The following is a 22,145-nucleotide window of genomic DNA, read 5'->3' as shown; positions in this document are numbered from 1 at the left end:
CAGCGGCTCCTTATTTGTTTATCGTCGATGAGCAACATTACAGAGAAGCCTTGGAACTTATTGAAAGTCTGCTTGAAGAAGCCGAAGATACTCCTGATGATCCGCTTAATCAGGTCATAGAGTTATTAGCCATTGCGATTGAACGATATGAAAATAAAGATAAAGAGCTTGTCGAATTCGACAAAAGAGCCATGTCGCAAACCCCTGATATTGCCACTTTGCGACTACTCATGGAACAACACCATTTGAGCATGTCTGATTTACCGGAAATTGGTAGCAAATCAATGGTGTCGAGAGTGCTTTCTGGTGAAAGAAGTCTCAACAAAAAGCATATAAAAGCGCTGTGTCAGCGTTTTGAGGTGAGTCCTAATTTATTTTTTTAAACGCGCGGTTATCATCATCCTTGAAATAATTAGTTGTTTCGAGAGCAGTAAAACTCAACGGAGCTGAATGTCCGTTTCTTGTTGGAGCAGCCTGCCAGATTATGCCTCAACTTGCCATGAATCTGTCAGATTGGATATGAGCTACTAAAAATAATGCTATTGCACATATAAGATATATAGCTCTTCAGTTGAGTAATCAGCCGCCTCTAGCCTATGATTATTTGAGTAAATTCTATGTTGCTAGCCTATGCCGAGTAAAGAAAATGGATCAGTTTTAGGTTTAACTCATATCCCACATCTCAACAAACATTTGTTGGTCATCTGGATATTGTTTAGGGTCAAAGACGAAGCCGTCATGGTAGCCTGTCATAGTTACCGTTCCATCATCGCTTATGACCACGCCGCCTGATTGTGCCGCTTTTGTTGATGTTAGCCCTTCCACAACCCAACTCCACGGTAAGTAAAACTTAAAAGGGTAGCCATGTGCATCCCCTATGTTTTCGACTTTCTTTTTGTACAACAAGTCAACAAGCCAACTAGACGCATCAATGCCAGCTCTATAATCTAAATGAAATGGGGGGATAGCATTCACAGACGTAATCGTAATTTCAAAACCCAGCATTGCGCTTTCTCAGGTAGTGGATATAGTTTTTAATGAATAATTGCGAAAAATAAGATAAAAACGAAATGCAGCGCCACATTGATTAATATAGTTTCAAGTTGTCTAAATTCAATACAGTAGTGCATTTGGATTTGACAATATTTTGGTCGTATACCGGCTAATTCTTACTCTTGAATGAAGGAGTCTGAATTTGTTAGGCTCTTTCCTAGAATTACCGAGGTAACCAAGCAAGAATGTGAAAACGCTTTGTACTTGTGAAATAAAATTGTATTACTGTGAGTGGCATTGTCAGGGTCTTTTGTTTGTGACCGTGGTGTGACCAAACTTGAAATAACATGTGTAGAAACAGGACAAAATTACTACAAGAAAAAATTCGTGACCGAAATAATCTGTATTAATGGGTATAAAATGAATTTGTTAAACCACCTTAAAAACATACGGTTACAGTGATGCGCGCCTATTTTTTGTTATCGACGAAAAACAAAGCCATTTAATATACATTTAAATTATCTGCTCTCCGGAGGCTGAGGTCAGAGGTTCGAATCCTCTCGGGCGGGCCATTTGATATAAAAATTAACGTAATTAATCCTGCAAACTAAATTCAACAAGCTCTCTCCTGCCACCCATAAATTTAGTGACCAAGATTTCGTCTTGTTTAAAATCGCTGACATATGAAACATCTTTGTCGAGAGTGGCGAGGGTAATCAGTTCATCTGACCCAATGTGGTATCGCTGAAGTCTATTTTGGGCGTCAATGCCTATGATACTGCCGTTTTTCAGAATGGAGTGTTTGCCGTCTAATCCACTACCAATAGTCGTTATACGTTCTGATTTTTCTGCAGCATAAAGCCAAAATTGTTTTGCTGTGTCTCGGTATATGATGTCGCCACCATCTGTTAACGATGCCCACAGAATATTGCTTAATCCCGTTGGTTCAGCTTCTCCAGTTCGGAGATCAACAACATATAGTTGATCACGTTCGCCAGTATCCGCGGTGACTAAAATTTTCTCTGATTGCGTCCACGGCATAATAGTTTTAATTGCTATTGGAGACACCAATTTTCGATAATCTCCATTTAAATCGACAATTGCCAACTGATTATGCAAGTTAACCGCTACACTGTTGCCATCTGGCGACCAGCTAAATAGAGCGCTGTATATGCCATCGTCGAAATGAGTTAGTTGATAGGTTTTTTCTTCCCCATGGAGCCAAATTTGGCTATTGCCCGACTGATAGGATATGAAGGCAATGAGTTCTCCGCCAGGTTGAAATTGCGCGTTTACATCGACGCTAGTTGAACGAGAAATTGGGATAAACGTGTGGTCGGGCTGCGTTAGATTAACAACTCCAATATCGCTATCCTTAGGCCCATGAGTCACGATAAATTTTGTCTCTACTGGGTGATGTGTTGGCATCCACAAATCTTTATAAGTTTGGGGGTGAATAAGGTTTAAGTTTCCAGCCAAGTCCAGTTTATAGATTTGCCCTTTAACGTCGGTCAACAGGTGTTCAGCATCAGGTAAAAACCTGATTGGGAATCGCTGATAGGTGGAGTGATAGGCTTCTCGCTGAATTGGGGCATTGCTCTTTAGTTCACCGTCTGGCGTAAATGTTGCGAGGATGTGTTGGTTGTTCTCGGCCCAAATAACCGCTGCCAACAAACCTGATGTCCGGGAGTAATCGAGTGAATATATTTCTCCATCTAGGCCAATATTCACTTGTTCTAAACTGTCGCTTCTAGGGTCAAAAATTACCACTTTAGCGTTGCCGACCTCAGTGCCTGAATGCTGCAATAAGGCAATGCGTCCGTCGTTTAACCAAACGGGCTGAGAGGTTTCTATATTGGCACAATCATAACGCAGTAAATTACGGCCATTACCATTCCAAGCTTCTGCAAAATCGAACGTTTGTAGTTGCCAGCACTGTTCAATTTCGGAAGGCATATCAGGGCAAGAGGATTGCACTACAAAGGCCAATTGGGTGCCATCGGAGGACCAACTTAATCTACTGTAGAGTCCAGGCTCCTTGCTCAATTGCACTTCTTGATTATTGCTGAGATCTTTAGCCCACAAGTGGCTATTACATTGCTCCTCGAAGCGGTTAAATACGAGATACTTTCCGTCAGGCGAATAAGTGGCATTAAACTCTTGCTCATCGCTGGCGGTAATCGGCCTCATATGACTGTATGTTTGTTCCGGCGATTTAAGCAGATAAAAAGCAAACATTACGCAAATAAACGCAAATGCAGCGCTAATTGGGATCCAATGACGTATGCGCTGGTTAACTTCAAGGTCACTGGTTCCAATGACCAATGCGGTTGGTTCTTGCTCGTCACTCCAGCGTACATTCGCTTCTAGACTGTAACCTTTTTTGGCGTGGGTTTTGATAAACGCTTGTTGCTTACTATCGTCGCCAAATGCTTTTCTAAGTTGAGCAATGGAGCGCTGCAACGTATTCGGCGCTACAACACTATTTTGCCAAACTTCATCCATTATTTCGTCATGGCTGACAACTTGACCAACGCGAGACGCCAAAACTTCGAGCACTTTTAAAGCCTTCGGCGGTAGCTGAGTAGCCTGCTGCTGATGTTGAATTTGATTGCGGGTTACATCAATAAAGTAATTGTTAACCCAGAATTGTCGCGCCATAAGTAAATAGTAACCCTATAAAACTCTAAGAAGCTTACCGTGACTTTTATGACTAAAAAAGCTGAAAGCGCATAAATCAGCTAAACGTCAGGTTTTTTTCATGTAATTCACACCATCAATCGGCACTGTTCGCATTGTGTTAACCCTATGCAGAAGGTAGAACAATGATGAACGCAATTAGAGCGCTAATTACTTTGTTATTAGCATTGCTAACGTTACCGATCTTTGCGTCATTGGAGATGGCGCCGTATCAGATGCCCAGAACTCATGTGGTGAAAATAGAAGACGTCAAATCAAATAGACAATATGAACTTTACATCAAGCTGCCTGATAATTATGACGAGAGCGCTGATATTGCGTATCCAGTCATTTATACGACAGATGCGAAGTGGCAAATGGATTTGCTGTCAGGGGTTACAGAGTACTTGATGTCGAAGGTCATATTGGTGGGAGTATCGTGGCAAACCAATATGAGCAGCGAGATTGATTTTGGCGCTAGACGTGAATTTGCGAGTCGATTCCGAGACTACTCGTTTATCGAATCAGACAAGCCGGATGTGCAGGCTACATATCAATTTGGCCAAGCCGCCCAGCACCTTTCATTTATCCGCAACCACGTTATTCACTATGTCAACACTCACTACCGTATTGCTGAAGAGCTGCAAACGTATTTGGGATATTCCATGGGGGCGGAGTTTGGCGCTTATATTTTACTATCGCAGCCTGACACCTTTGACAACTATATCCTGGGCAGCCCCTCAGTAGACGACCGCAGTATCAGATTTCTTGATGATTTAGCCAATCAAAATAGAGCGAAACATGATGCATTCAATAATCATGTTTTTGTTTCTATCGGCGAACGAGAGACGCCAGCAATGGATGCAACTCAGCGACTCGTTTCAATACTCAAAGCTAAAACTACCTCAGGCTTGTCGCTGACAGGACTGGAAGTCATCGATAACGCGGATCATACAACAGCAGTACCCGATACGTTTGTTCTTGGGATCAAGTGGTTGGCTACACGCTATAACCAATAACTTACTATTTTTTAGAGGCAATATTATGAAATTAATGACTCAATCGGCGCTTTTGGTTTTAGGGCTATGCTCTATAACCAGTATCAACGCCAGCGAACTTGAAAAACCTACTCTGATAGGTGATTACTTGGGCCAACCCCCTCCTGGAATGACGCCTGAAGTGTTTGCTCCGGGAATAATTTCAACTTCAGGTTGGGAATACGGTGTGGTATTCGCACCAAACATGGCAGAAATGTACTATGTCCGTGAGGCGATTGTAGACAATGAGCCGCAACAACAATTTGTGGTTTTTGAAAAGAAGCAAGATCAATGGCATGAACGCGTAATCTCGAAACGGGTTGGCACCCCTACATTATCGCCAGACAACGACATCATGTTTTTTGGTCGAGGCTACAAAACCCGCACGGATGAAGGCTGGTCGGAAATGAAAAGGCTAGGAGCCGACTTTAACGAGATCCGCATTATGCGCGTTACAGCCTCGCTGAACGGCACGATAGCATTTGATGAAGCAGTTGCGGACGGCAATAGTAAATTGCGCTATTCGACATTCGAAAATGGCCGCTATACCCCCCCAAAACTCTTTCCAAAGACAATTAATACGGGAGCGTGGAATGCGCATCCGTTTATCGCGCCCGATGAAAGTTATTTAATTTGGGATGGGCGGGGAAGCGACGAGGAGGGCAAACCCGATCTGTATATCAGTTTTAAACAACAAGATGGCAGTTGGGGCGATGCGATTAAGATGGGAGACACTATTAATACGTCTGCTTCTGAGTTTGCTGCACAAATCACACCCGATGGAAAATATCTGTTTTTTAACCGCACGTCAGAAGACGGTAATACCGATACCTATTGGGTAGATGCCAAAGTCATCGAAACGTTTAGACCTTAATGCATGGTTTACGGCTGGCGCCACTTAATACTGTGGCAGTCAGCCATCCATCAATAAAAACAATGCAAACACTATGTATACACACTAAGAGGACAACCAAACATGAACGCTTGTATTAAGGGCTTTTTTATTGCCGTGATGTTGTTGTGTACTGGCGCAGCTTCTGCTCAAGAATATACATTCGATGCATTTGTTGAGGCATACAATGCTGCATTTCAACCAAATGCGTCGGTAGATACGATAAACAAATACCTAGATTTTTATGCGGAGGATGTTGAGGATGTTCACCCACCTTACAATGTGACTATGAACGGACGAGAAAAACTGTTTGATGGCATTCATAGTTATACGAAACGAATGAAACGTTATCACGCATTCGCGACGAAACTCTATTGGAGCGATTACGTAGCGGCAGTGATACTTTATGAAGATTCGGAGTATCTAAAAAGCGGCTCTTTAAAGCAGTATCGCGGCAAAACGGTTCTATTTATGGAGTTTAATGAGCAAGGCAGAATTAAGCATATTCGCAGGCACGTTGGCGGATAACAGAAACTTCTGCCTAATCACATTGCAATAAGCCGTAAACAGGGGAGTTGTTTGTAGAGATGTTGTTAAAACGTCAGCTTTTTCTTGCTATGCGGCGCAGCTGTGCAATGGGAGGGACCGATTTGTTGAACCGAATGACATTAATCGCTAGCCCCATCATGATGAATAAAATGCCGAGAAACTGCGAGGGTTTTATACTTTCATCAAAAAAGATGTAGGAAAAACCAAAACCGAAAATCGGAACCCCTAAACTTAGTGGGGCAACTTTTGCTGCTGAATGCTTTTCCAATAAATTACTCCATAAACCAAACCCTATGATGGATGCGAATATTGATAAGTAAAAGACCGCTGCGATGGTGTTGAAGTTAATACTTAAAAGGCTTGTTTCAATCGAGCTAACGCCTTCAAACACTATGCTGCAGACGGCAAATGGCGGAATTGAAAACCATGCTGACCAAACGACTAAAGACATGCCTGTTTGGAAGCCGTTGTTAGTAATAGATTTATTGACTATGTTTCCCGCGCCCCAACATAAAGCCGCAAGCAGGGTGAGCGTAAAACTGACAACACTATAAGAAGCTGTATTTTGGTCAGTGATTAACGTCAGCAGTCCAATCATAGACACTGACAACGCCACAATTTGTTGAATTGAAACTCGTTCTTGCAAGAAAAAAACAGCCAATATTGCACTAAAGATGAATTGAGATTGCAGAACCAAAGAGGCTATTCCGGGAGACATGCCTTCCTTCATTGCAACAAAGAGAAAGGCAAATTGGCCAACGTTTATGAAGAGTGAATAAAACAGTAGCCATTGCCACGGGGTATTGGGCGCTCGAATGAATAATGAACCTATCAACGCGATCAATCCAAAGCGACACGTTGCAAGCAAAAATGGAGGCATGTCGTTTAACCCCCAAGCGATGACCACAAAGTTAAACCCCCAGATCATGGCGACACTGCAACCTATCAAATAATCTTTTAACGTCATTGTATTAACTCGAGTGAATCAAGAATTTACAGGGTTATCGCAATACGCTGTCATATAGATTGAACGCGATGACCAACATCATGAGCGCGACAAAGGTGTCTATGCATCTTTGAATGGTTGGATTAGCCAACCAGGGAGCGAGTTTGGATGCACCAATGGCAATGCCGTAAAACCAAATACAAGCTGCTAAAATAGCGCCAAACGCAAAGGATAATCTGTTTGAGCCGGTGAACGAGCCACCGACGCTGCCTAATATAACAACAGTATCCAAGTAAACATGTGGGTTTAGCAGTGTCACTGACAATGTGGTTGCGGTTACGACTTTTTTACTGGAACTGTAGTTTTCTTGTTCATGCAAGGAATAAGCACCGATAAAGCCCCTGCGCAATGCGATAAATGCATATCCTGATAAAAAAACAACGCCGCACCAACCCACTATTTTCATTAAGAATTCATTTTGGGTGAAAATTAAGCTGCCACCAAACACACCAACAATAGTCAGAACAATGTCACAGGCAAAGCAAATCGACGCGGCCAGAAACACGTGATTTCGTTTTATTCCCTGATTCAGCAAGTATGAATTCTGTACGCCTATTGGGATGATCATGCTGAATCCCAATCCAAGCCCCTGTGTTAGTGCTGCTACTGACATGTGTAATCGCCCTTCTAAAATTAGGGTATGCACGTTAAATGGGGCTGGCTGATAAGTAAAATTAAAATAAATTAACAATCATTATTTTTTCTAATGCTGGCTCGAGCAAGTTGCACGGCTCTCGGGCTCCTAAAACGAAGATTGTTAATCTGCTATGGTAGTTTTAACGGTATCATTACTTTCATTCGCTGCATGCGCAATACGCGTTTCAAACCTGTGAATTAGTCTAGTGTTGCAATTTGTGAATACTGTCCAAATGAATGTGCTTATACTCATTAACCCTTAAAAATATGTTGAGATTGGATTAGGTCTTTTGACTTAGTTTAAGCATGAGGAAGCGGGCATTATCTTTGCCAAGTTCTCTTTCTGTCAGGATAATTAGCTCTGCTGTAGTTGTCACTTTGTCTAGTCGAATCTGTTGCAGCCATCGAATAAAGGCTTCATCACCCACTTTTTCTCGCATTTGATGAAGAATAAAAGGGCCCTTTATATAAAGCACTTGTTGAGCCTCAGAGTTGTCCCTTCTTAAACCCTTTATGACTGGTAAGTTTTGACTTAACTTAGCAAGTTCCGCAATTTTTTGTTTTTTACTTGCATGATCATGAAGTGCTTCTGAGGACATAATTGCAGAATATTCTGCGAAGGATTCATTAAGCCAGTCTTCCCATGTGGTTTTAGGTGCTAAATTCCACCATAAATGAGCAATTTCATGTGAAAGAACATGCAATAGCTCTTTATCACTTTTTTGTTCAAAGTTGGTTAAAACTACAAACCCATTCCTGGAATATGAAGGGCCGCTATCTCTGGGGCTAAAGACGAACTGAAAGCGGGTGGTTTCATCAGGCAAAGCTCCAAAGTTATGTGTATAGAACTGAATGGTTTCTTTAATTTGTGATTCTAATGAAGGCGCATTTTCCCTGTTTGATTTGAGACGTGTAAGTTCAATGTTGTAGTTAGTGCTTTCAACTTGATAGCGAAGAAGTGTTGGTGAAGCCATTAGAATGAGGTCAATATCAGGTTCATCGCTGTATAGAGTGCATAAATCTTTGTGACATTTCGAATAGCCATTTGAAGCCAAAATGTTGTTGTTTACTTCCTTAAAATTCAGAGTATAAGTGAATTTTCCATAGTCGAAGTTTAGAGGGAACCATGCTTCATATAAGCCTGTCTCTAACGCGTCATCGGTTGCTAGATAATTGATAGCGTCTTTGTTTACTTTGTAAGTGACCTCTAGTTGATATGCTGCTTTTGGATTGGGTGACAAATCGATGCTAAGTCGCTTTCCATTCTATATGTATAAATTAGGGGAACTAGCCCGAATATCAAATTCGTAGGTTGCGTGCTTGTTATCAACTGAAACGCTATCAATGAGAGCGAACTTATTCAAAATGAATTCTAGTGTTTAGGAGTCTACTCCTGATATTAAGGCCTTTGAGGTTACTCTCAGCTCTGAATTTCCTGTGTCTATTACGTTAATGTCATAGTGGTTTAATGTTGCTGCAAACACTGCAAATCCAGAATAAGACGACAACAAGATAACTAAAAAGTATCTAACTTTACTCAATGCTATATTCCCTTAGGTATTCATTATTGTTTCTGTTCACGTTGACCAAGTTTCTTCTGTTTGATCAGCTCAGCTAAAACTCTGTGCTAATTCGTCCCCCCCATACGCCATGCATTTGTGCCCATTGAGGTTTTACGTAGTAGTCGACAACTCCGTTTTGCGCCACGATTGTAAAGCCAGATAAATATGTGACTTCCATTGGCTTCAACAGCACAACGGAGTATTTAGAAAGACTCTCTTTTAGTTCTATTCTTTCTCCATTCGCAATTAGAACGTGCCTTTCAGGTGCTAATTCGTAGGTGTTTGATGACGTCATAAGAGCTAAGTTGCTCGTGACGATATTAACGTTTCTATCACTAACATTCTTCACGTAAACCCTTAATTCACCAGTAGCATGGCTGCGGTCAGTCATTAGCATCAAATCCATGGGGGCTGGATCTGCCTGAACCGAACCGCAAAGGGCAAAAAGGCACATAATAATCAAATTTATCGACGTTCTAATGCGTCTAAAGTGAAGACGATTTTGATTTGAGGTTGTGAAAAAGGAATCGGTGCGGTTGAGTGGCAAAGTGTTGTTTCCTAGCAAAATTGTTAATAACAAAAACAAACTAGAGAACAAATTGCCGCGAGTAAAATCAAAAAAACTCAAGTGCGATTAATTTTTTTTAATCAGCGTGGATTTGAGATAAGAGTGCTTTACCCTCATTGAGAATAGCATCAGAGATTTCTTTGTGGGCACCTCTTAGTAAGGCCCAGCGCTGCCAATACAATTTCTTTTCGAGTTGGAAGTCTGGAAGCAAGCTAACCAGTTCACCTGAACTAAGCTCATCCAGTATCAACAAATCACTAACCAAGCAAAAGGCCATACCGGATTTGACTAGTTTCACAAACGCTTCAGTTGAACGAATTCGGTGCAAAGGGTAGTCGCCTTCTTCGAGCCCGAAATGTTGGTGAATAAAGTCGGTATGCATAACATCTCTTTGATCAAAAGCGGCGCTCGGTGCAGAAGCAATGGCTTCAGCTGTAACGCCGTTTGGAAAGTGTTTTTCAGCAAACGCTGGAGTTGCGACTAAGGAATACCGAAATGTTCCTATTAAATCTGATTGGCATGCTTTTTCAGGCTTTTCTTGTAACGTTACAGCACCAAATGCTTCACCGCTTTTCAATTTTTCTATGGTGTTTGCTTCATCTGCTAAAAGCAGATTTAACTCAATCAAAGAGTTTTTCTTTAATATGGATGATAATGCAGTAAGAAACCAAGTGGCTAGACTATCAGTATTAACCGCGATATGTATTTTCACCTTGTTGATGTTAGTGTCTGGGAATATTTGTTTCTCCAATTCTTTTTCTAAGTGGTCGACTTGGTAAAAATGTTTTAAGAGTTTTTCCCCAACTTCAGTAGCCTTAATTGGGGTAGACCTTATGAGCACCGGTTGTCCCATTTCGTGCTCTAGTAGTTTCAATCGTTGAGAAATAGCTGATTGTGTGATGAATAGCGTTTTTGCGGCTCTCTCGAAACTCTGTTCTTGAATTACGGCAGATAGCGCTCTAATCAACTTATAATCAAATCTGCTCATATTTAAACCGCCCTGCTAATACTTCCATAAGATAAATGAATTGAATGATTTGTTTGCTTCAATTGCAGAAAGAGATGCGAGTTTTAAACACAATGCAATCTCGCCTCAGCGCTGTGTATAAATCTACTCTTAGAGAGCGTGTGATGACCAGAGTGAAATACGTTAACCGCCAACAAAACGACCGAAAGTCTCTATGAAATTAAGCCTTCATGCTTTACTCAATATATCTTTTCGTAGAGTTAAAGTCACGACGCTTAAGAACTAGTTAAGCAAGCCTGAAACCATTTTCTGGTTTTAAATCATAGCCTTTAATTATATGGCTGTAACGGCTAAAAGTTGACTCTACCTTCATATTGTTTAACAGTGAGCGAAGGTCATATTTGGTATTTAACGCTTAAAGGTTAATCAAATGTCGGTTGCAAGCCCGATCAGTAAAGTTCATTACTTCATAAAACCTGATATGAATTTGTTTTTATGTCGGGCTGAGGGTGAAGTTACGTTTGATGACCTTGCGCTCCATGTCGATGAAATATTGGCAGATCCGCAATATCGAGCCGGTATGGACGGCTTTTATGACTTTACCCAAGTGTCCAGTATTACTGGGCAAACTGATGTGTGGGGGAAAGTTGCTGAAGATATGTCGGATGAGCGTATTATTCCTGATCGCTCAAAAACGGCATTTTTAGTCAGTGATGAAAATGAGCTGGTTAAGCGTGTACTTGAAGGCTACTTGATGATGACATCAGCGTCGCTGGTTGAATACCGTCTCTACGGACCGTCTCAAATAGCTGAGCTTTGCACTTTCATTGGCTCACATACTCGAGAAGCTATCGTGGATTTTTTATCCGCAGATTTCTAAGTCTTCAATCTTATATTGTTTGTAAGTACCCACTTCCTTTTTGTTGCTTAATAAATTCATTTAATTGACGGTTTTGTGTTTATTGAGGCTCGGCAGTATGGCCGGTAATGATGCGCCCCCTTTCACTTGCGTCGGTGTGAGCTGGGTGTAGCTTTTAAACGCTTGGTTGAAACTTGATTTTGAATTGAATCCGCCGTCGTAGGAAAGCTTGAGTACATTAGCCTTGGGATTTGATGACAAGTTGTTAGCGATAAAGTCTATGCGGTGTCGGTTAATAAATTCGCAAAAATTCATATTGAAAATTGCGTTGATAGTGGCTGACACGTCGCGCGCTGGATGTCCCAAATAGCTAGCGAACTGTTGGATCGTCAGACTCGGCTCTGTAAACCAAGCATTTTGCTGTAACTCGCATAGCATGAGGTTTGCCAGTTCAATGTTATCTGTTTCCTCAGCAGCCTGATTGGCGGCGTCTTCAGTCAATGATTCCTGTTCAGCCGACACACCGTCGAGATGATTGGCTTCGCGTAAAGCAAAGAAAGTAAAACTGCTGATAAACAACAGTAAGACCGTGATCATCGCCACAAAAACTAACTCAGCAAGGCTGTAGGCTTCAAAGTAGATAAGTGAATAGCGGATAATCTCGAGTAAAATGGCACTACCCAGTAACGCAAATACCGCATAAAGCCAATCCAATCTAAGTGTGAGCATGGAGAGGTTTTGCTCAACTATTTGATGGTACTTGCGCACTCTAAACAGTGCTGCCAGGAAATACGCTAGAAATAACCCTATTGAGATAGAGGCGGTAAAACTGACAGGGAGTGGAAGGATAAAATTAATTACAACCAGAAGCGGGATGTAGATTAAGTGCCAAACCGAAGCACTCCTGATATTCAAACTGTCGCGCGTGATACTGATCACGAATAAGTAAAGTGCCGGGCCGTATAAAAGCGACAATGATTGTTGTGTTGGTACCAAAACATTCGATGAGATACCAAGCTCGAAAGCATTGGTTATCATATGCAAAGACAACACTGATAAGAATGCAGTAAGCGGCCATATGCGGTGATGCCGAATAAGTGAAATGCCGGTTATTCCAGCACTAAAGGCCAGTAAAAGGGCTAACATTTTTTCCACGTGTGTATCCAATCTCCGGTTCGGCATTCACGCAACGCTAATGAAGTACCGCACACAGTAACAATAATTAAAACTTCTCACCACACAACAGCGGATGTTCTTTCACTCGTGTGGGCCGCCCCTGTGTTCCTGTTGATTCTCTATTAAAGGCATAAAATCACGTTCGAATTCGTGTATTCGGACGTTTTTGCATAATCATCAGGGCAACATCAAGCCTTCTAAAAGCCTAAATCAAGGGAATTATCGGATGAAGTTGTGGTTAAAGCGTATCGTGGTCGTATTGCTAAGCTTTGTTTTGCTGTTGTCACTGTTATTGGTGTTAAGCGTTTTAATGGCAAAGCAGCAACCTGCTAATACACCGTCTGGTGTAAAACGTGACGGCCATTTTTGGATCACCAATGTCAATGTATATCGAAATGAAACGCGAGACTATTTGCACGCAGATATTGAAATTATCGATGGTCGCATAGCAACGGTGACGCCATACAAACAAGCAACTATACGCGACAACGTGAAGCTTGACGGTGATGGCATGTACGTTACGCCGGGCTTAATTGATGCCCATGTACATGTTTTTGACGCGGTCGATATGCAAGCCTATTTATCTTATGGGGTAACCAGTGTCAGGAATATGATGGGATTCCCTTTCCACCTTAGACTCAAGCAAGCATTGCTAAATGGCGATGTACTGGGGCCGAACTTCACCACCTCTACGCCGACAATCAATAGCGGAGCCAATGGTGGTCCTTTTCACGCTTATATCCACAGTGAAATGGATGTGATTAAACGTGTGCGTGACTACCATGAAATGGGGTTTGATTTCGTTAAATTTTACGATGGCTTAAGCGCTTCTCAGTATCAGGCGTTGGTGAAAACGGCAAACGAGTTGGGTATGGGTTTTAGCGGTCACGTGCCGAGTCAAATACCGCTTGAAGAGATCCTAGCATCATCACCTACGTCGATAGAACATATCGAAGAAGTGTTTAATACCTTATTGAAATACAAATCGAATGATGAAGTATTAGCCGAGGTCACGGCGCAATTGGTTAGCACTCAAACGCCAATAGTGACGACTTGGGTAGCTTATAACAACGTGTATAGCGCTGGGATTGATTATGATCACTTCATGCATGATGAGTCTAGATTAAATGCGATTAACGGTTTCGTTACGTTTATTGGCACCCGTATGCTCAGCAAAGCGGAGACGCCGGATTATATTGATTACCTCAAACGCAAGAACCGCTATCTCGGCACAATCGCTAGGACATTTTCACAACAGGGCGTATTGATGGCACTGGGATCTGATTCTGGACCTGCGCTAACGGTGCCGGGGTATTCTTTGCACAAAGAAATCGCATTGATGGCTGATATTGGGATCAGTGCGCAAGATATTATTCAAATGGCAACCGTAAATGCTGCGCAAGTGTTAAATATCGCTGGCGTCAGCGGAGAAGTAGAGCCCGGAAGCCTTGCTGATATGGTGGTGACCGAAAAGGACCCATTAAAAGATGTAACGGTACTCAGTCAGCCTGAATACGTAGTGGCTAACGGCGTTTTACTGGACAAACAAAACCTCAAAGCCATGCGAGAGGCGTCTACATCCCATACCAATGTGTTGACGACAATCGGTCTATTTATTGAACAGTTACTATTTGTGTAAGCAAACGGTTTAGGTCGCAATCAGGTCGTTAGTTCTTGTAACACTTTAATGATTGAGGCCTTACGCAAGCTTGCGGATGATAAGGCATCACTCGATTAGGAGAGATTATCAGTGAAGAAAAAAGTGTTTAGTCCGTTACTTTCTGTCATGGCCTTTATGTTGTTGGCCGGGCAGGTGGCGGCCAAAAGCCAAGTAAACATTCAGCATGTGGCAAATGAAGGCGTTTTGATATCGACGGAAAGTGTTTCGGTGGTCATAGATGGCCTTTTTAACAGTACTTACCCACAGTTTGCGTCTCCTTCCGAAGCGCAAATATCGACTATGGTGTCACCGCAAAGTGAAAACTCTGTCTCATATATCCTTGTGACTCATAATCACTCGGATCATTCAACGCCCGAGATACTTGCTGACGCGCTTTGCCAGAAGACTGCTATAAAGCTTATTGCGCCTGATGATGTGTCGTTTGCCGTTCATGATCGTCTGTCTAGTGAATGCCCAACAGCCAGTCAGGATCAAATCATTCGTTTACCTCACTATCTCGATCAAGCCTTTGAATATAGTGACAGCCACATCAAGGTGAGTGCTTCTCCTGTTCAGCACAGCGGAGAAGAATACGCAGACATGCGTCACTCCGCCTTTGTGTTAACGGTCGGTGGCAAAAACATTCTGCATTTGGGTGACTCAGCGGTGGTCTCAGCAAAAGCTGAGCGAAGCAAATTCGCAGGCACAATTGACGCTGTAATTATGCCTATTTGGTTTGTAAGCGATGAGGCTGGGTTAGCCTTCATCAATAGCCAATTTGGGGACGCTGAAAAAATAGTATCGCATATTCATATTGCGCACCAAGATGCCATGAAGGAGCTTGTCCAAGGTGAGTTAAAAGGGTTTCACGCGTTCACTAACGGCTCAGATGTTGTATCCTTGTTTTAATATCATCATGGTTATTACACAGCGACTGGTCGTCCGTATTGACGGTGAGTGTTAGCCCTGTATCAGGAAAAAGTTAAGCATCGTATGTCCACCAACGTAAAGCTTTCAGTGCTATTGATTGAAGATAACCTCGCGTTAGCAAAGCAGGTGTGTCAGTTCCTAGAAGGACTGAAATGGCAAGTGGACTTTGCGGATACTGGCAAGCAGGGTATTGATTTGGCGCTGTCTCAACATTTTGATGTCATCATTTTGGACTTGAACTTACCTGATCGTGATGGCTTGACGGTGTGCCAACAGATAAAACAACAGCAAACGCGCGTTGTGCCGATTTTGATGTTAACGGCTCGAGATGCCTTTGAGGACAAAGCAAAGGGGTTTGCGACGGGTACTGATGACTACCTGACGAAACCATGTGATCTGCGAGAACTGGCAATGCGCTGTGAAGCGCTGGCTAGACGGCCTGATTTGCATACCGACAAGGTGCTTGAGAAGGGCGCGTTGTGCCTCGATTCTCGCGCATTCAGCGTAACGTTAAATCGCACGCCAATAAAAGTGACGCGTATAGGTTTCAAGCTGTTGCATAAATTACTCGACGCTTATCCCTATCCGGTCGCGCGCAGTGATCTGATTACGCATGTGTGGGGCAATGAGCCGCCGGAAAGTAACGCGCTTAAATCTCATTTGTATGCACTGCGAAAGGCGCTGGAAAGTGCCTCAGAGCAGCCGATGTTAAAAACCATCAGTAACATTGGGTATCAACTACAACACTTAGATTAAACGCATTGAATAACGCTATCGTTCACGATGACGAGGGGGTCATATTAACGTGGACTACATAGTGATTATCATGCTGGTCAAAATCCACTTGCCATGAGAGTGCTGAGGCAATCCGCTGAACAAGGTATTTGCCATGCCCAAGGCCTTGATAGGTCCCATCATTCTCTCGCCCTGCTGGATTCTTAAATGTAAGCGTATTGCCACTGCAGGAAATCTGCATTGCTTTGGCACCACCATGGTAATAGCCATTATTGATAAGGTTCTGACACAGCAGTTCAATTAAGCGAGGGTTGCCATACACGGTTTGAGCATCACTGATATCAATGCTGACATTGAAGTCTTGATCATTGTGACTTTGTAGCAAGAGCAACACACTGCGTTCTAAAATGGGTTTAATATCGACTATTTCGCCCACCATATTTTCTGAGCGTGCCAGTGCTAACAAAACTTCTACGGTATTGTGAAGCGACTCAGAAACCTGCTGGATCACCGCTTTATCTTTGTCGTTAAGTGCTTTTTTATCCGCCAGTACCAGCGTGTTGTTTAACAGCGCGAGCGGCGTACGCAACTCGTGGCTAACATCACGAGTAAAATTGCGCTCCCGTTCAAGCAAGGTTTCAACGTCATGTAACAATTGCTCGAATGCCTGGCCTAGCTGACCAATTTCATCCACTCGGTTCGATACTAGCGCATGAAACGTTGAGCCTGGTGTGTGCTGGTGTATTTGTTGGGTTAATTGCTCTATTGGCAATGCGGTTCTGTTTGACAACTTTTTGGCAATCCACAGTGCCAAGATGAGCATTATCAGCGTGGCGATTAAGACAAACCAGCCAATTTGTTCACTGATACTGTAAATTACAATCAGTTGTGATGCGTCGATAACCAACCAAAAACCGCGCTCACTATTTAACGCATATTGCTCTATGTGATAATTGCGTCCGTTAATTGAATACTCTTTTGCCTTTGGGCTTTGACGGATCTGGTCTTGTACTTGAGCAGGAAATTCTGCCACGTCGGTATAAATTTGAATGTAATCCACGCGAGGTTCAGGGAGGTTGTTTGTTTCCTCAAACGTACGCAGGATATAGCGAGCTTCTGCATCCACAACTTGATTGATGACGTCATCTTCAGTGACAGCCGCAAACAACCACGTGAGACCTGCGAATACCAGACAAACGCAGGCTGTTAGCGTGCCAAAAGTAACGAATAAACGAGCGCGTATCGATTTCAATGGATGGCCTTAAATTACAACATTAGATAAAGAGATATAACACCCTTTACGCTGCGTCAATGTATACCGCGGTACTTAACAAGGCTGTATGCATGAAGAGTCGTTTCAGCCAATTACCATTAGGTAAATGAAACCGGTGCAACACTTTGTTTAATCAGCGTTGAGGGAAGCCCCTTTGGTTGAATACCCGGTAATGTGGCGTAATGCAATGGAATAGCAAGACTTTTCAGCAAGGCATACAGACAATGTTTGCGGCAACGAAATAAGCCTGAGCCATTCCTCTTCACTGATGTCGGTGCTATCCACACCGTTAATCTGTGTAATCACATCACCTACAGTGATCGGTTTTGTTGAGGCGTCAAACCCTTCGAATATGTATCGCACAATGAAGTTACCACCGCTGAGTTTTCTTAATTCTAACCCGGATAAATTAAACCGTGATTCAAATTGAGCATGAGGATAGGGCGTCAGGGCAAATAAGGAGGCGTGATAGTCGATTGTCGACACGTACTGATTCATAAGCGCACTGCCAATGACCCACCAATCATCTTCATCATCACTTGGAATGATGTTGGCTTTAACGTTTGCCATGACATTGTCACCAATCCTTAGGCTATCCACTACCACGCGTTGATGCTCCACCATTCCGCTGAGGCCAAAATCAGCAGCCTTAATCGAGGTAGAGAGCACAACATCGTTGGCTTCAATATAGGCAGTATTTAACTTCAAATAATGGCGACTGCCGGAATCGATGATCACTTGTGTATCAAATCGCTGTGCATCATTAAATGCAACCTGTGCTGGAATGTAAGGTTTAGAAAAGCTCATTTCAAAAGGCACGGCATAAGCGGTATTGTTATCGATGACTGAAGCCCGATGCGCGGTAATAGTGCCCGAGCGTTTATCAAACACCCAAGCAAAATGCCGCAGTAAGTCATGGCCTATTACGCCATCAAAAATGGCTTCTTCTTTCGTCAGGTAATACTTGGTTTGAGATATTGGGATATAGGCCATTTTGACCTCACGAAACGCAACATTGCCCAAGGACATTTCGGTGATGGAAGTTTGATAACCTTTGGTCTTTTGCTCAGTTCCCCAACCCGCAATAGTGAGCTCAAACCCTTTATCATGTGGGATGCTCTTCACCTTTGGGGTATCAAAAAGCATCGAAAATGATGCGCCGGTGTCAATCAGAAACAGCAACGACACCCCGTTTACCGATGCCTGTATGTAGGGCTTTTCTCCAATGTAAACCGCATCAAAAATTTGCTGTTCGGCGTTATTTTGCCATTCTGGAGAGATATCATCATTGGCACTTTTCATCCGCAGTGTATTTACAACAGAACATCCACTGACGCTGATCAGCGCGAATAACAGCAATAATTTTAATTTCATGTGCATTTGCATCCCCAATAAACCTGTGGAGGAGATGGTATAGGCGTAGCGGTGAAAACAGGGTGAAGTGGAAGCGGAAAATCGGCTAGCTTGCTAAGTGATGTTTCCGTTCGGCTTTAGCAACTGAGCTAACGAGCCAAACTCGATTGACCGTTCGTGTGGTGGTAGTTGTATCATGATAGTTCAAGACCGAGAACTAGCGTCTTTCGATAGCCGGGGTGGCAAAATACTCATCAGGATCGGTTTCTTTGAGTTCTTGTAAACGCCGTTTGCGGTCAGCTCTTGCTTCGGTGGTTTCGCCGAACACCTCAACGTGCACGGTCTCTATCAATTGCTGTGCATCGTCACGGGACAAAATGTTCAGTAACTCCGCCGCCTGTAGCATGCCCTCAACTCTGTGTTTTAGCGTGCTGTCAGGTCGACCGCTTTTGCTTTTTTCAAATACAACAGCCAACTGTGCTCGGCAATGTTGTATAAATGCTTGATTGTCCATATCCGATCCTCTGTGTGCCAAATGTCAGCATAAAGACAAAAGCCACTTTACGCTAGAAAGTTAGCGGCATTGATTACTGTTTAGGTGCAGCGGTGGAGCCCGCGAGAATACCACCGTCAATGTTGAGCTCAATGCCCGTGACATACTTTGCTTCATCTGACGCTAAATATAAGGCTGCATATGCGACATCAATAGCTTCTCCCATATGTCCTAGGGGGATGTCGGCGGCCACAGCATCAATTGCATTTTGACGTTGTTCGCCCTCGCCTAACATCATGTCCCACATGGGCGTCAAGATGGCGCCTGGATGAATAGAATTGCAACGGATCGGATACCGGTTCTCAGCACAGTACAGTGCAACAGATTTTGAGTGATTCCGCACCGCCGCTTTACTGGCAGCGTAGGCGGCAGCAGTCGGAATGCCCACAAGACCAGAACGAGAGGAAATGTTAACAATGCTGGCAGCGGTTGCATCTTTCATCAACGAGATGGCGTGTTTACACCCTAAAGCCACGCCCTCTATGTTTGTTTGCATCACGGTTCGCCAGCTATCGAGGTTAAAATGCTCCGGATCATGTACGCCTTCTGTTTCCAAAAAGCCGGTGATACCTGCGTTATTGACCAGGATATCCAGGCCATCATAGTGTGTCTTTATATAGTCGATGACGCTTTGCCAGTCAGATTCTTGCTTAACATCAAGGCGAACATAACGGCAATTTTCGCCAAGCTTGTTGGCAAGTAACTGCCCTTTTTCGTCCTGAATATCGCTAAGGATGACGCGAGCGCCTTGATTGGCAAAAAGCGTGGCAACAGCTTCTCCTATGCCTTGTGCAGCACCTGTAATCAGCGCAACTTTTCCTTTAAGTCTGGCCATGTAGAGTCCATATAATTTTGGGCGGTAAAGGCTTAAACACTATCATATCCGATTATTGTTGAAACCGAATTATCTGGGCTTTAGGTCTTATCTAGGACGTATTCAAAGTGAATCGTGTCGAGATTTCAGTGGTTGAGATAGATGTCGGTAAGCATCAATTTCGTTCTTATTGGTTATATTATATTTAGTTTGTTGTGCTTCTAGTTTGTACGTCCTTCAGTCCGTCATCCTGACGAAAGTCAGGATCTTCTTGGTACGTAATATGGTCTTTCAACCTACTTAATCTGAACTAAGATGATTTAGGTTATGTGCTTGTTGCATACGAACATTGTACGTAAGTCATTTGATGATTACCGCTTTACTTTCGATGCAATGAGTTACTTTGCTCACAACGAATACTCAGGGCCTGCAACGAATGCCATCCATATTATCTTCGACGAGTGAAGACGACATAACACACTTCATGTTCAGGAGGTTGTGATGACTGACTCGTTAAAAAAGTTCTCTGCTTTTATTGGTTTAGACTGGGCATCTAAAAAGCATGATGTCTGTATTCAAATAAAGAAAGCAAGTTCACGTAGGTTTGAAGTTATAAACCATTCACCAGAATCAATCGATGAGTGGTTAACCACTTTACACAATGAGGTCAAAGGACCAATAGCCATTGCTGTAGAGCTGTCTAGCGGCCCAATTGTCTATGCTTTGCAAAAGTATCCTTACGTTACTGTGTTCCCCGTTCACGCAGCTACGCTCGCTAAGTATAGACAAGCCATGTTCCCAAGTGGTGCCAAAGACGATCCGTCTGATGCTGAACTAGCATTGGATCTCATGTTGAAATACCCAGAAAAGATACAACCACTGAAGCCCATTAGTGATGCATCCAGAGCACTTAACTTGCTCGTCGAGCAACGTCGAATGTTGGTAGAAGATAAAAGGCGAGAAGTGAATCGTTTGATAAACGCGTTAAAGCAATATTATCCGCTACCACTTTCAATGTTCTCGCATAGAGGAAGCGATTTGTTTTGTGATTTCCTGATCAGGTGGCCGACTTTCAAACAGTTAAAGCGTGCGAGAGAAAAAACAATTCGGGAGTTCTTTAGTCGACGTGGCGGCAATGCTGTCACCAACACAGACAAAAGAATTAAGGCAATAGATACTGCCATGGCGCTCACTGAGGACAACAGTATTATTGAGCCTCACAGGCTACTGGTCGTTTCGTTATGCAACCAGATCATTCTGTTAAATAGCAGTATTAAAGCTTTCGATCGTGAGATTGAAAAATTATTCCATCAAATGCCTGACGCAGACATATTTGCCTCTTTACCTGGGATAGGGCCTTGTCTAGCTCCGCGACTATTAGCTGCCTTTGGTGAAGATCGGAGTCGATTCTTAAGTGCTCAAGAAATTCAGAACTATGCCGGTTTATCTCCCGTGACGGAGAGAAGTGGCAACAAAGAGTGGATCCACTGGCGATGGCAGTGTTCGAAATTTATAAGACAAACCTTTATTGAATGGTCTGCAAAAAGTGTTCATCAATCATACTGGGCAGGCTTGTACTACGAGAAACAACGAGCAAAAGGGAAAGCACATCAAACCGCAGTTAGGGCACTAGCATTCAAATGGGCGAGGATTGTGTTTAGATGTTGGCAAACGAAAACACCCTACAGTGAATCTCGATACTTGAAAGCATTAAGAGAGAGAAATTCTCCACTTTTAAATGCATAAAAGGGTTGTCGAATGACTCAGGGCGTGAAGCGGACCTTCACACAATGATTTTCCATATACAAGGTCTGTAGACTAACACCACGAACAACTGCACACCGAAATGTCAATCTTTGGCAAGGAAGCCATTGCTAGCGGCTCACATACAAACCTATCAAAC

General features: G+C 43.0%; 22 protein-coding genes. 10 read left to right on the top strand and 12 right to left on the bottom strand.

The features are described from left to right. Positions 1-383: helix-turn-helix domain-containing protein (locus tag CSH93_RS17750; RefSeq protein WP_100644712.1), on the top strand; the 383-nt coding region annotated here is incomplete at its 5' end. Positions 384-663: 280 nt separating this feature from the next. Here the strand turns inward: CSH93_RS17750 and CSH93_RS17745 are convergent. After that, entirely contained in the window at positions 664-1,005 is a 342-nt protein-coding gene (locus tag CSH93_RS17745; protein ID WP_100644711.1) for a hypothetical protein, read from the bottom strand. A 582-nt stretch (positions 1,006-1,587) separates the two neighbouring features. Then, positions 1,588-3,654, bottom strand: a complete 2,067-nt coding sequence (locus tag CSH93_RS17740) for a winged helix-turn-helix domain-containing protein (protein WP_100644710.1) — start codon at positions 3,652-3,654, stop codon at positions 1,588-1,590. A gap of 164 nt (positions 3,655-3,818) precedes the next feature. On the opposite strand from CSH93_RS17740, the gene CSH93_RS17735 reads away from it, so the two are divergent. From CSH93_RS17735 to CSH93_RS17725, 3 genes are all read left to right on the top strand, one after another. Then, positions 3,819-4,691, top strand: coding sequence for an alpha/beta hydrolase (locus CSH93_RS17735; protein ID WP_100644709.1), 873 nt, complete (start codon positions 3,819-3,821; stop codon positions 4,689-4,691). A gap of 25 nt (positions 4,692-4,716) precedes the next feature. Next, positions 4,717-5,583 carry a TolB family protein gene (locus CSH93_RS17730; RefSeq protein ID WP_100644708.1) on the top strand — a complete coding sequence of 289 codons (867 nt, stop codon included), beginning with the start codon at positions 4,717-4,719 and terminating at the stop codon, positions 5,581-5,583. 102 nt (positions 5,584-5,685) lie between these two features. Beyond that, positions 5,686-6,129: a hypothetical protein gene (locus CSH93_RS17725; RefSeq protein WP_100644707.1), complete on the top strand. Its 444-nt coding sequence runs from the start codon at positions 5,686-5,688 to the stop codon at positions 6,127-6,129. A gap of 73 nt (positions 6,130-6,202) precedes the next feature. On the opposite strand, the gene CSH93_RS17720 is transcribed toward CSH93_RS17725, so the two are convergent. The 5 genes from CSH93_RS17720 to CSH93_RS17700 form a co-directional block, all read right to left on the bottom strand. Continuing rightward, positions 6,203-7,117 (bottom strand): EamA family transporter, encoded by a 915-nt coding sequence (locus tag CSH93_RS17720; protein WP_100644706.1) that lies wholly within the window; start codon positions 7,115-7,117, stop codon positions 6,203-6,205. Positions 7,118-7,151: 34 nt separating this feature from the next. After that, positions 7,152-7,769: a LysE/ArgO family amino acid transporter gene (locus CSH93_RS17715; protein ID WP_100644705.1), complete on the bottom strand. Its 618-nt coding sequence runs from the start codon at positions 7,767-7,769 to the stop codon at positions 7,152-7,154. Positions 7,770-8,073: 304 nt separating this feature from the next. Continuing rightward, positions 8,074-9,033 (bottom strand): M1 family aminopeptidase, encoded by a 960-nt coding sequence (locus tag CSH93_RS17710; protein WP_100644704.1) that lies wholly within the window; start codon positions 9,031-9,033, stop codon positions 8,074-8,076. 373 nt (positions 9,034-9,406) lie between these two features. Beyond that, positions 9,407-9,745, bottom strand: coding sequence for a hypothetical protein (locus CSH93_RS17705; protein WP_124749005.1), 339 nt, complete (start codon positions 9,743-9,745; stop codon positions 9,407-9,409). A gap of 253 nt (positions 9,746-9,998) precedes the next feature. After that, positions 9,999-10,910, bottom strand: a complete 912-nt coding sequence (locus CSH93_RS17700) for a LysR family transcriptional regulator ArgP (protein WP_100644702.1) — start codon at positions 10,908-10,910, stop codon at positions 9,999-10,001. 409 nt (positions 10,911-11,319) lie between these two features. Between CSH93_RS17700 and CSH93_RS17695 the strand changes: the two genes are divergently transcribed. After that, entirely contained in the window at positions 11,320-11,769 is a 450-nt protein-coding gene (locus tag CSH93_RS17695) for a hypothetical protein (protein ID WP_100644701.1), read from the top strand. A gap of 60 nt (positions 11,770-11,829) precedes the next feature. Here CSH93_RS17695 and CSH93_RS17690 read toward each other — a convergent pair whose 3' ends face one another. Next, positions 11,830-12,894, bottom strand: a complete 1,065-nt coding sequence (locus CSH93_RS17690; RefSeq protein ID WP_240615654.1) for a helix-turn-helix domain-containing protein — start codon at positions 12,892-12,894, stop codon at positions 11,830-11,832. A 256-nt stretch (positions 12,895-13,150) separates the two neighbouring features. On the opposite strand from CSH93_RS17690, the gene CSH93_RS17685 reads away from it, so the two are divergent. From CSH93_RS17685 to CSH93_RS17675, 3 genes are all read left to right on the top strand, one after another. After that, positions 13,151-14,563 (top strand): amidohydrolase family protein, encoded by a 1,413-nt coding sequence (locus CSH93_RS17685; RefSeq protein ID WP_100644699.1) that lies wholly within the window; start codon positions 13,151-13,153, stop codon positions 14,561-14,563. 111 nt (positions 14,564-14,674) lie between these two features. Continuing rightward, positions 14,675-15,493, top strand: a complete 819-nt coding sequence (locus CSH93_RS17680; RefSeq protein WP_100644698.1) for an MBL fold metallo-hydrolase — start codon at positions 14,675-14,677, stop codon at positions 15,491-15,493. 84 nt (positions 15,494-15,577) lie between these two features. Then, the gene (locus CSH93_RS17675; protein WP_100644697.1) at positions 15,578-16,270 is read left to right on the top strand and encodes a response regulator transcription factor; all 693 of its coding nucleotides are present in this window, start codon (positions 15,578-15,580) and stop codon (positions 16,268-16,270) included. Between the two features lie 22 nt (positions 16,271-16,292). Here the strand turns inward: CSH93_RS17675 and CSH93_RS17670 are convergent, their stop codons facing one another. From CSH93_RS17670 to CSH93_RS17655, 4 genes are all read right to left on the bottom strand, one after another. Then, positions 16,293-17,501, bottom strand: coding sequence for a sensor histidine kinase family protein (locus tag CSH93_RS17670; RefSeq protein WP_100644696.1), 1,209 nt, complete (start codon positions 17,499-17,501; stop codon positions 16,293-16,295). A gap of 150 nt (positions 17,502-17,651) precedes the next feature. Beyond that, positions 17,652-18,896 carry an aspartyl protease family protein gene (locus tag CSH93_RS17665; protein WP_164078412.1) on the bottom strand — a complete coding sequence of 415 codons (1,245 nt, stop codon included), beginning with the start codon at positions 18,894-18,896 and terminating at the stop codon, positions 17,652-17,654. A 196-nt stretch (positions 18,897-19,092) separates the two neighbouring features. Continuing rightward, on the bottom strand, positions 19,093-19,389 hold the full coding sequence (locus CSH93_RS17660) for a hypothetical protein (protein ID WP_100644694.1): 297 nt from the start codon (positions 19,387-19,389) through the stop codon (positions 19,093-19,095). Between the two features lie 73 nt (positions 19,390-19,462). Next, positions 19,463-20,263 carry an SDR family oxidoreductase gene (locus CSH93_RS17655; protein WP_100644693.1) on the bottom strand — a complete coding sequence of 267 codons (801 nt, stop codon included), beginning with the start codon at positions 20,261-20,263 and terminating at the stop codon, positions 19,463-19,465. 312 nt (positions 20,264-20,575) lie between these two features. Between CSH93_RS17655 and CSH93_RS18240 the strand changes: the two genes are divergently transcribed. Then, a complete protein-coding gene (locus tag CSH93_RS18240) occupies positions 20,576-20,707 on the top strand; it encodes a hypothetical protein (RefSeq protein ID WP_276307714.1) in 132 nt (43 codons plus the stop codon). A 36-nt stretch (positions 20,708-20,743) separates the two neighbouring features. Next, positions 20,744-21,988, top strand: coding sequence for an IS110 family RNA-guided transposase (locus tag CSH93_RS17650; protein ID WP_100644692.1), 1,245 nt, complete (start codon positions 20,744-20,746; stop codon positions 21,986-21,988). The last annotated feature ends 157 nt before the right edge of the window (positions 21,989-22,145 follow it).

The organism is Neoalteromonas facilis (assembly GCF_002807665.1).
Taxonomy (GTDB): Bacteria; Pseudomonadota; Gammaproteobacteria; order Enterobacterales; family Alteromonadaceae; genus Alteromonas_E; species Alteromonas_E facilis.
The sequence above is the reverse complement of the archived record's forward strand: the minus strand, read 5'-3'. Positions and strand labels throughout refer to the sequence as shown.

Coding starts and splice junctions, on each gene's coding strand:
- CSH93_RS17745 (WP_100644711.1), bottom strand. CDS start 1,005: ATGCTGGGTTTTGAAATTACGATTACGTCTGTGAATGCTATCCCCCCA.
- CSH93_RS17740 (WP_100644710.1), bottom strand. CDS start 3,654: ATGGCGCGACAATTCTGGGTTAACAATTACTTTATTGATGTAACCCGC.
- CSH93_RS17735 (WP_100644709.1), top strand. CDS start 3,819: ATGATGAACGCAATTAGAGCGCTAATTACTTTGTTATTAGCATTGCTA.
- CSH93_RS17730 (WP_100644708.1), top strand. CDS start 4,717: ATGAAATTAATGACTCAATCGGCGCTTTTGGTTTTAGGGCTATGCTCT.
- CSH93_RS17725 (WP_100644707.1), top strand. CDS start 5,686: ATGAACGCTTGTATTAAGGGCTTTTTTATTGCCGTGATGTTGTTGTGT.
- CSH93_RS17720 (WP_100644706.1), bottom strand. CDS start 7,117: ATGACGTTAAAAGATTATTTGATAGGTTGCAGTGTCGCCATGATCTGG.
- CSH93_RS17715 (WP_100644705.1), bottom strand. CDS start 7,769: ATGTCAGTAGCAGCACTAACACAGGGGCTTGGATTGGGATTCAGCATG.
- CSH93_RS17705 (WP_124749005.1), bottom strand. CDS start 9,745: ATGACTGACCGCAGCCATGCTACTGGTGAATTAAGGGTTTACGTGAAG.
- CSH93_RS17700 (WP_100644702.1), bottom strand. CDS start 10,910: ATGAGCAGATTTGATTATAAGTTGATTAGAGCGCTATCTGCCGTAATT.
- CSH93_RS17695 (WP_100644701.1), top strand. CDS start 11,320: ATGTCGGTTGCAAGCCCGATCAGTAAAGTTCATTACTTCATAAAACCT.
- CSH93_RS17690 (WP_240615654.1), bottom strand. CDS start 12,894: ATGTTAGCCCTTTTACTGGCCTTTAGTGCTGGAATAACCGGCATTTCA.
- CSH93_RS17685 (WP_100644699.1), top strand. CDS start 13,151: ATGAAGTTGTGGTTAAAGCGTATCGTGGTCGTATTGCTAAGCTTTGTT.
- CSH93_RS17675 (WP_100644697.1), top strand. CDS start 15,578: ATGTCCACCAACGTAAAGCTTTCAGTGCTATTGATTGAAGATAACCTC.
- CSH93_RS17665 (WP_164078412.1), bottom strand. CDS start 18,896: ATGAAATTAAAATTATTGCTGTTATTCGCGCTGATCAGCGTCAGTGGA.
- CSH93_RS17660 (WP_100644694.1), bottom strand. CDS start 19,389: ATGGACAATCAAGCATTTATACAACATTGCCGAGCACAGTTGGCTGTT.
- CSH93_RS17655 (WP_100644693.1), bottom strand. CDS start 20,263: ATGGCCAGACTTAAAGGAAAAGTTGCGCTGATTACAGGTGCTGCACAA.
- CSH93_RS17650 (WP_100644692.1), top strand. CDS start 20,744: ATGACTGACTCGTTAAAAAAGTTCTCTGCTTTTATTGGTTTAGACTGG.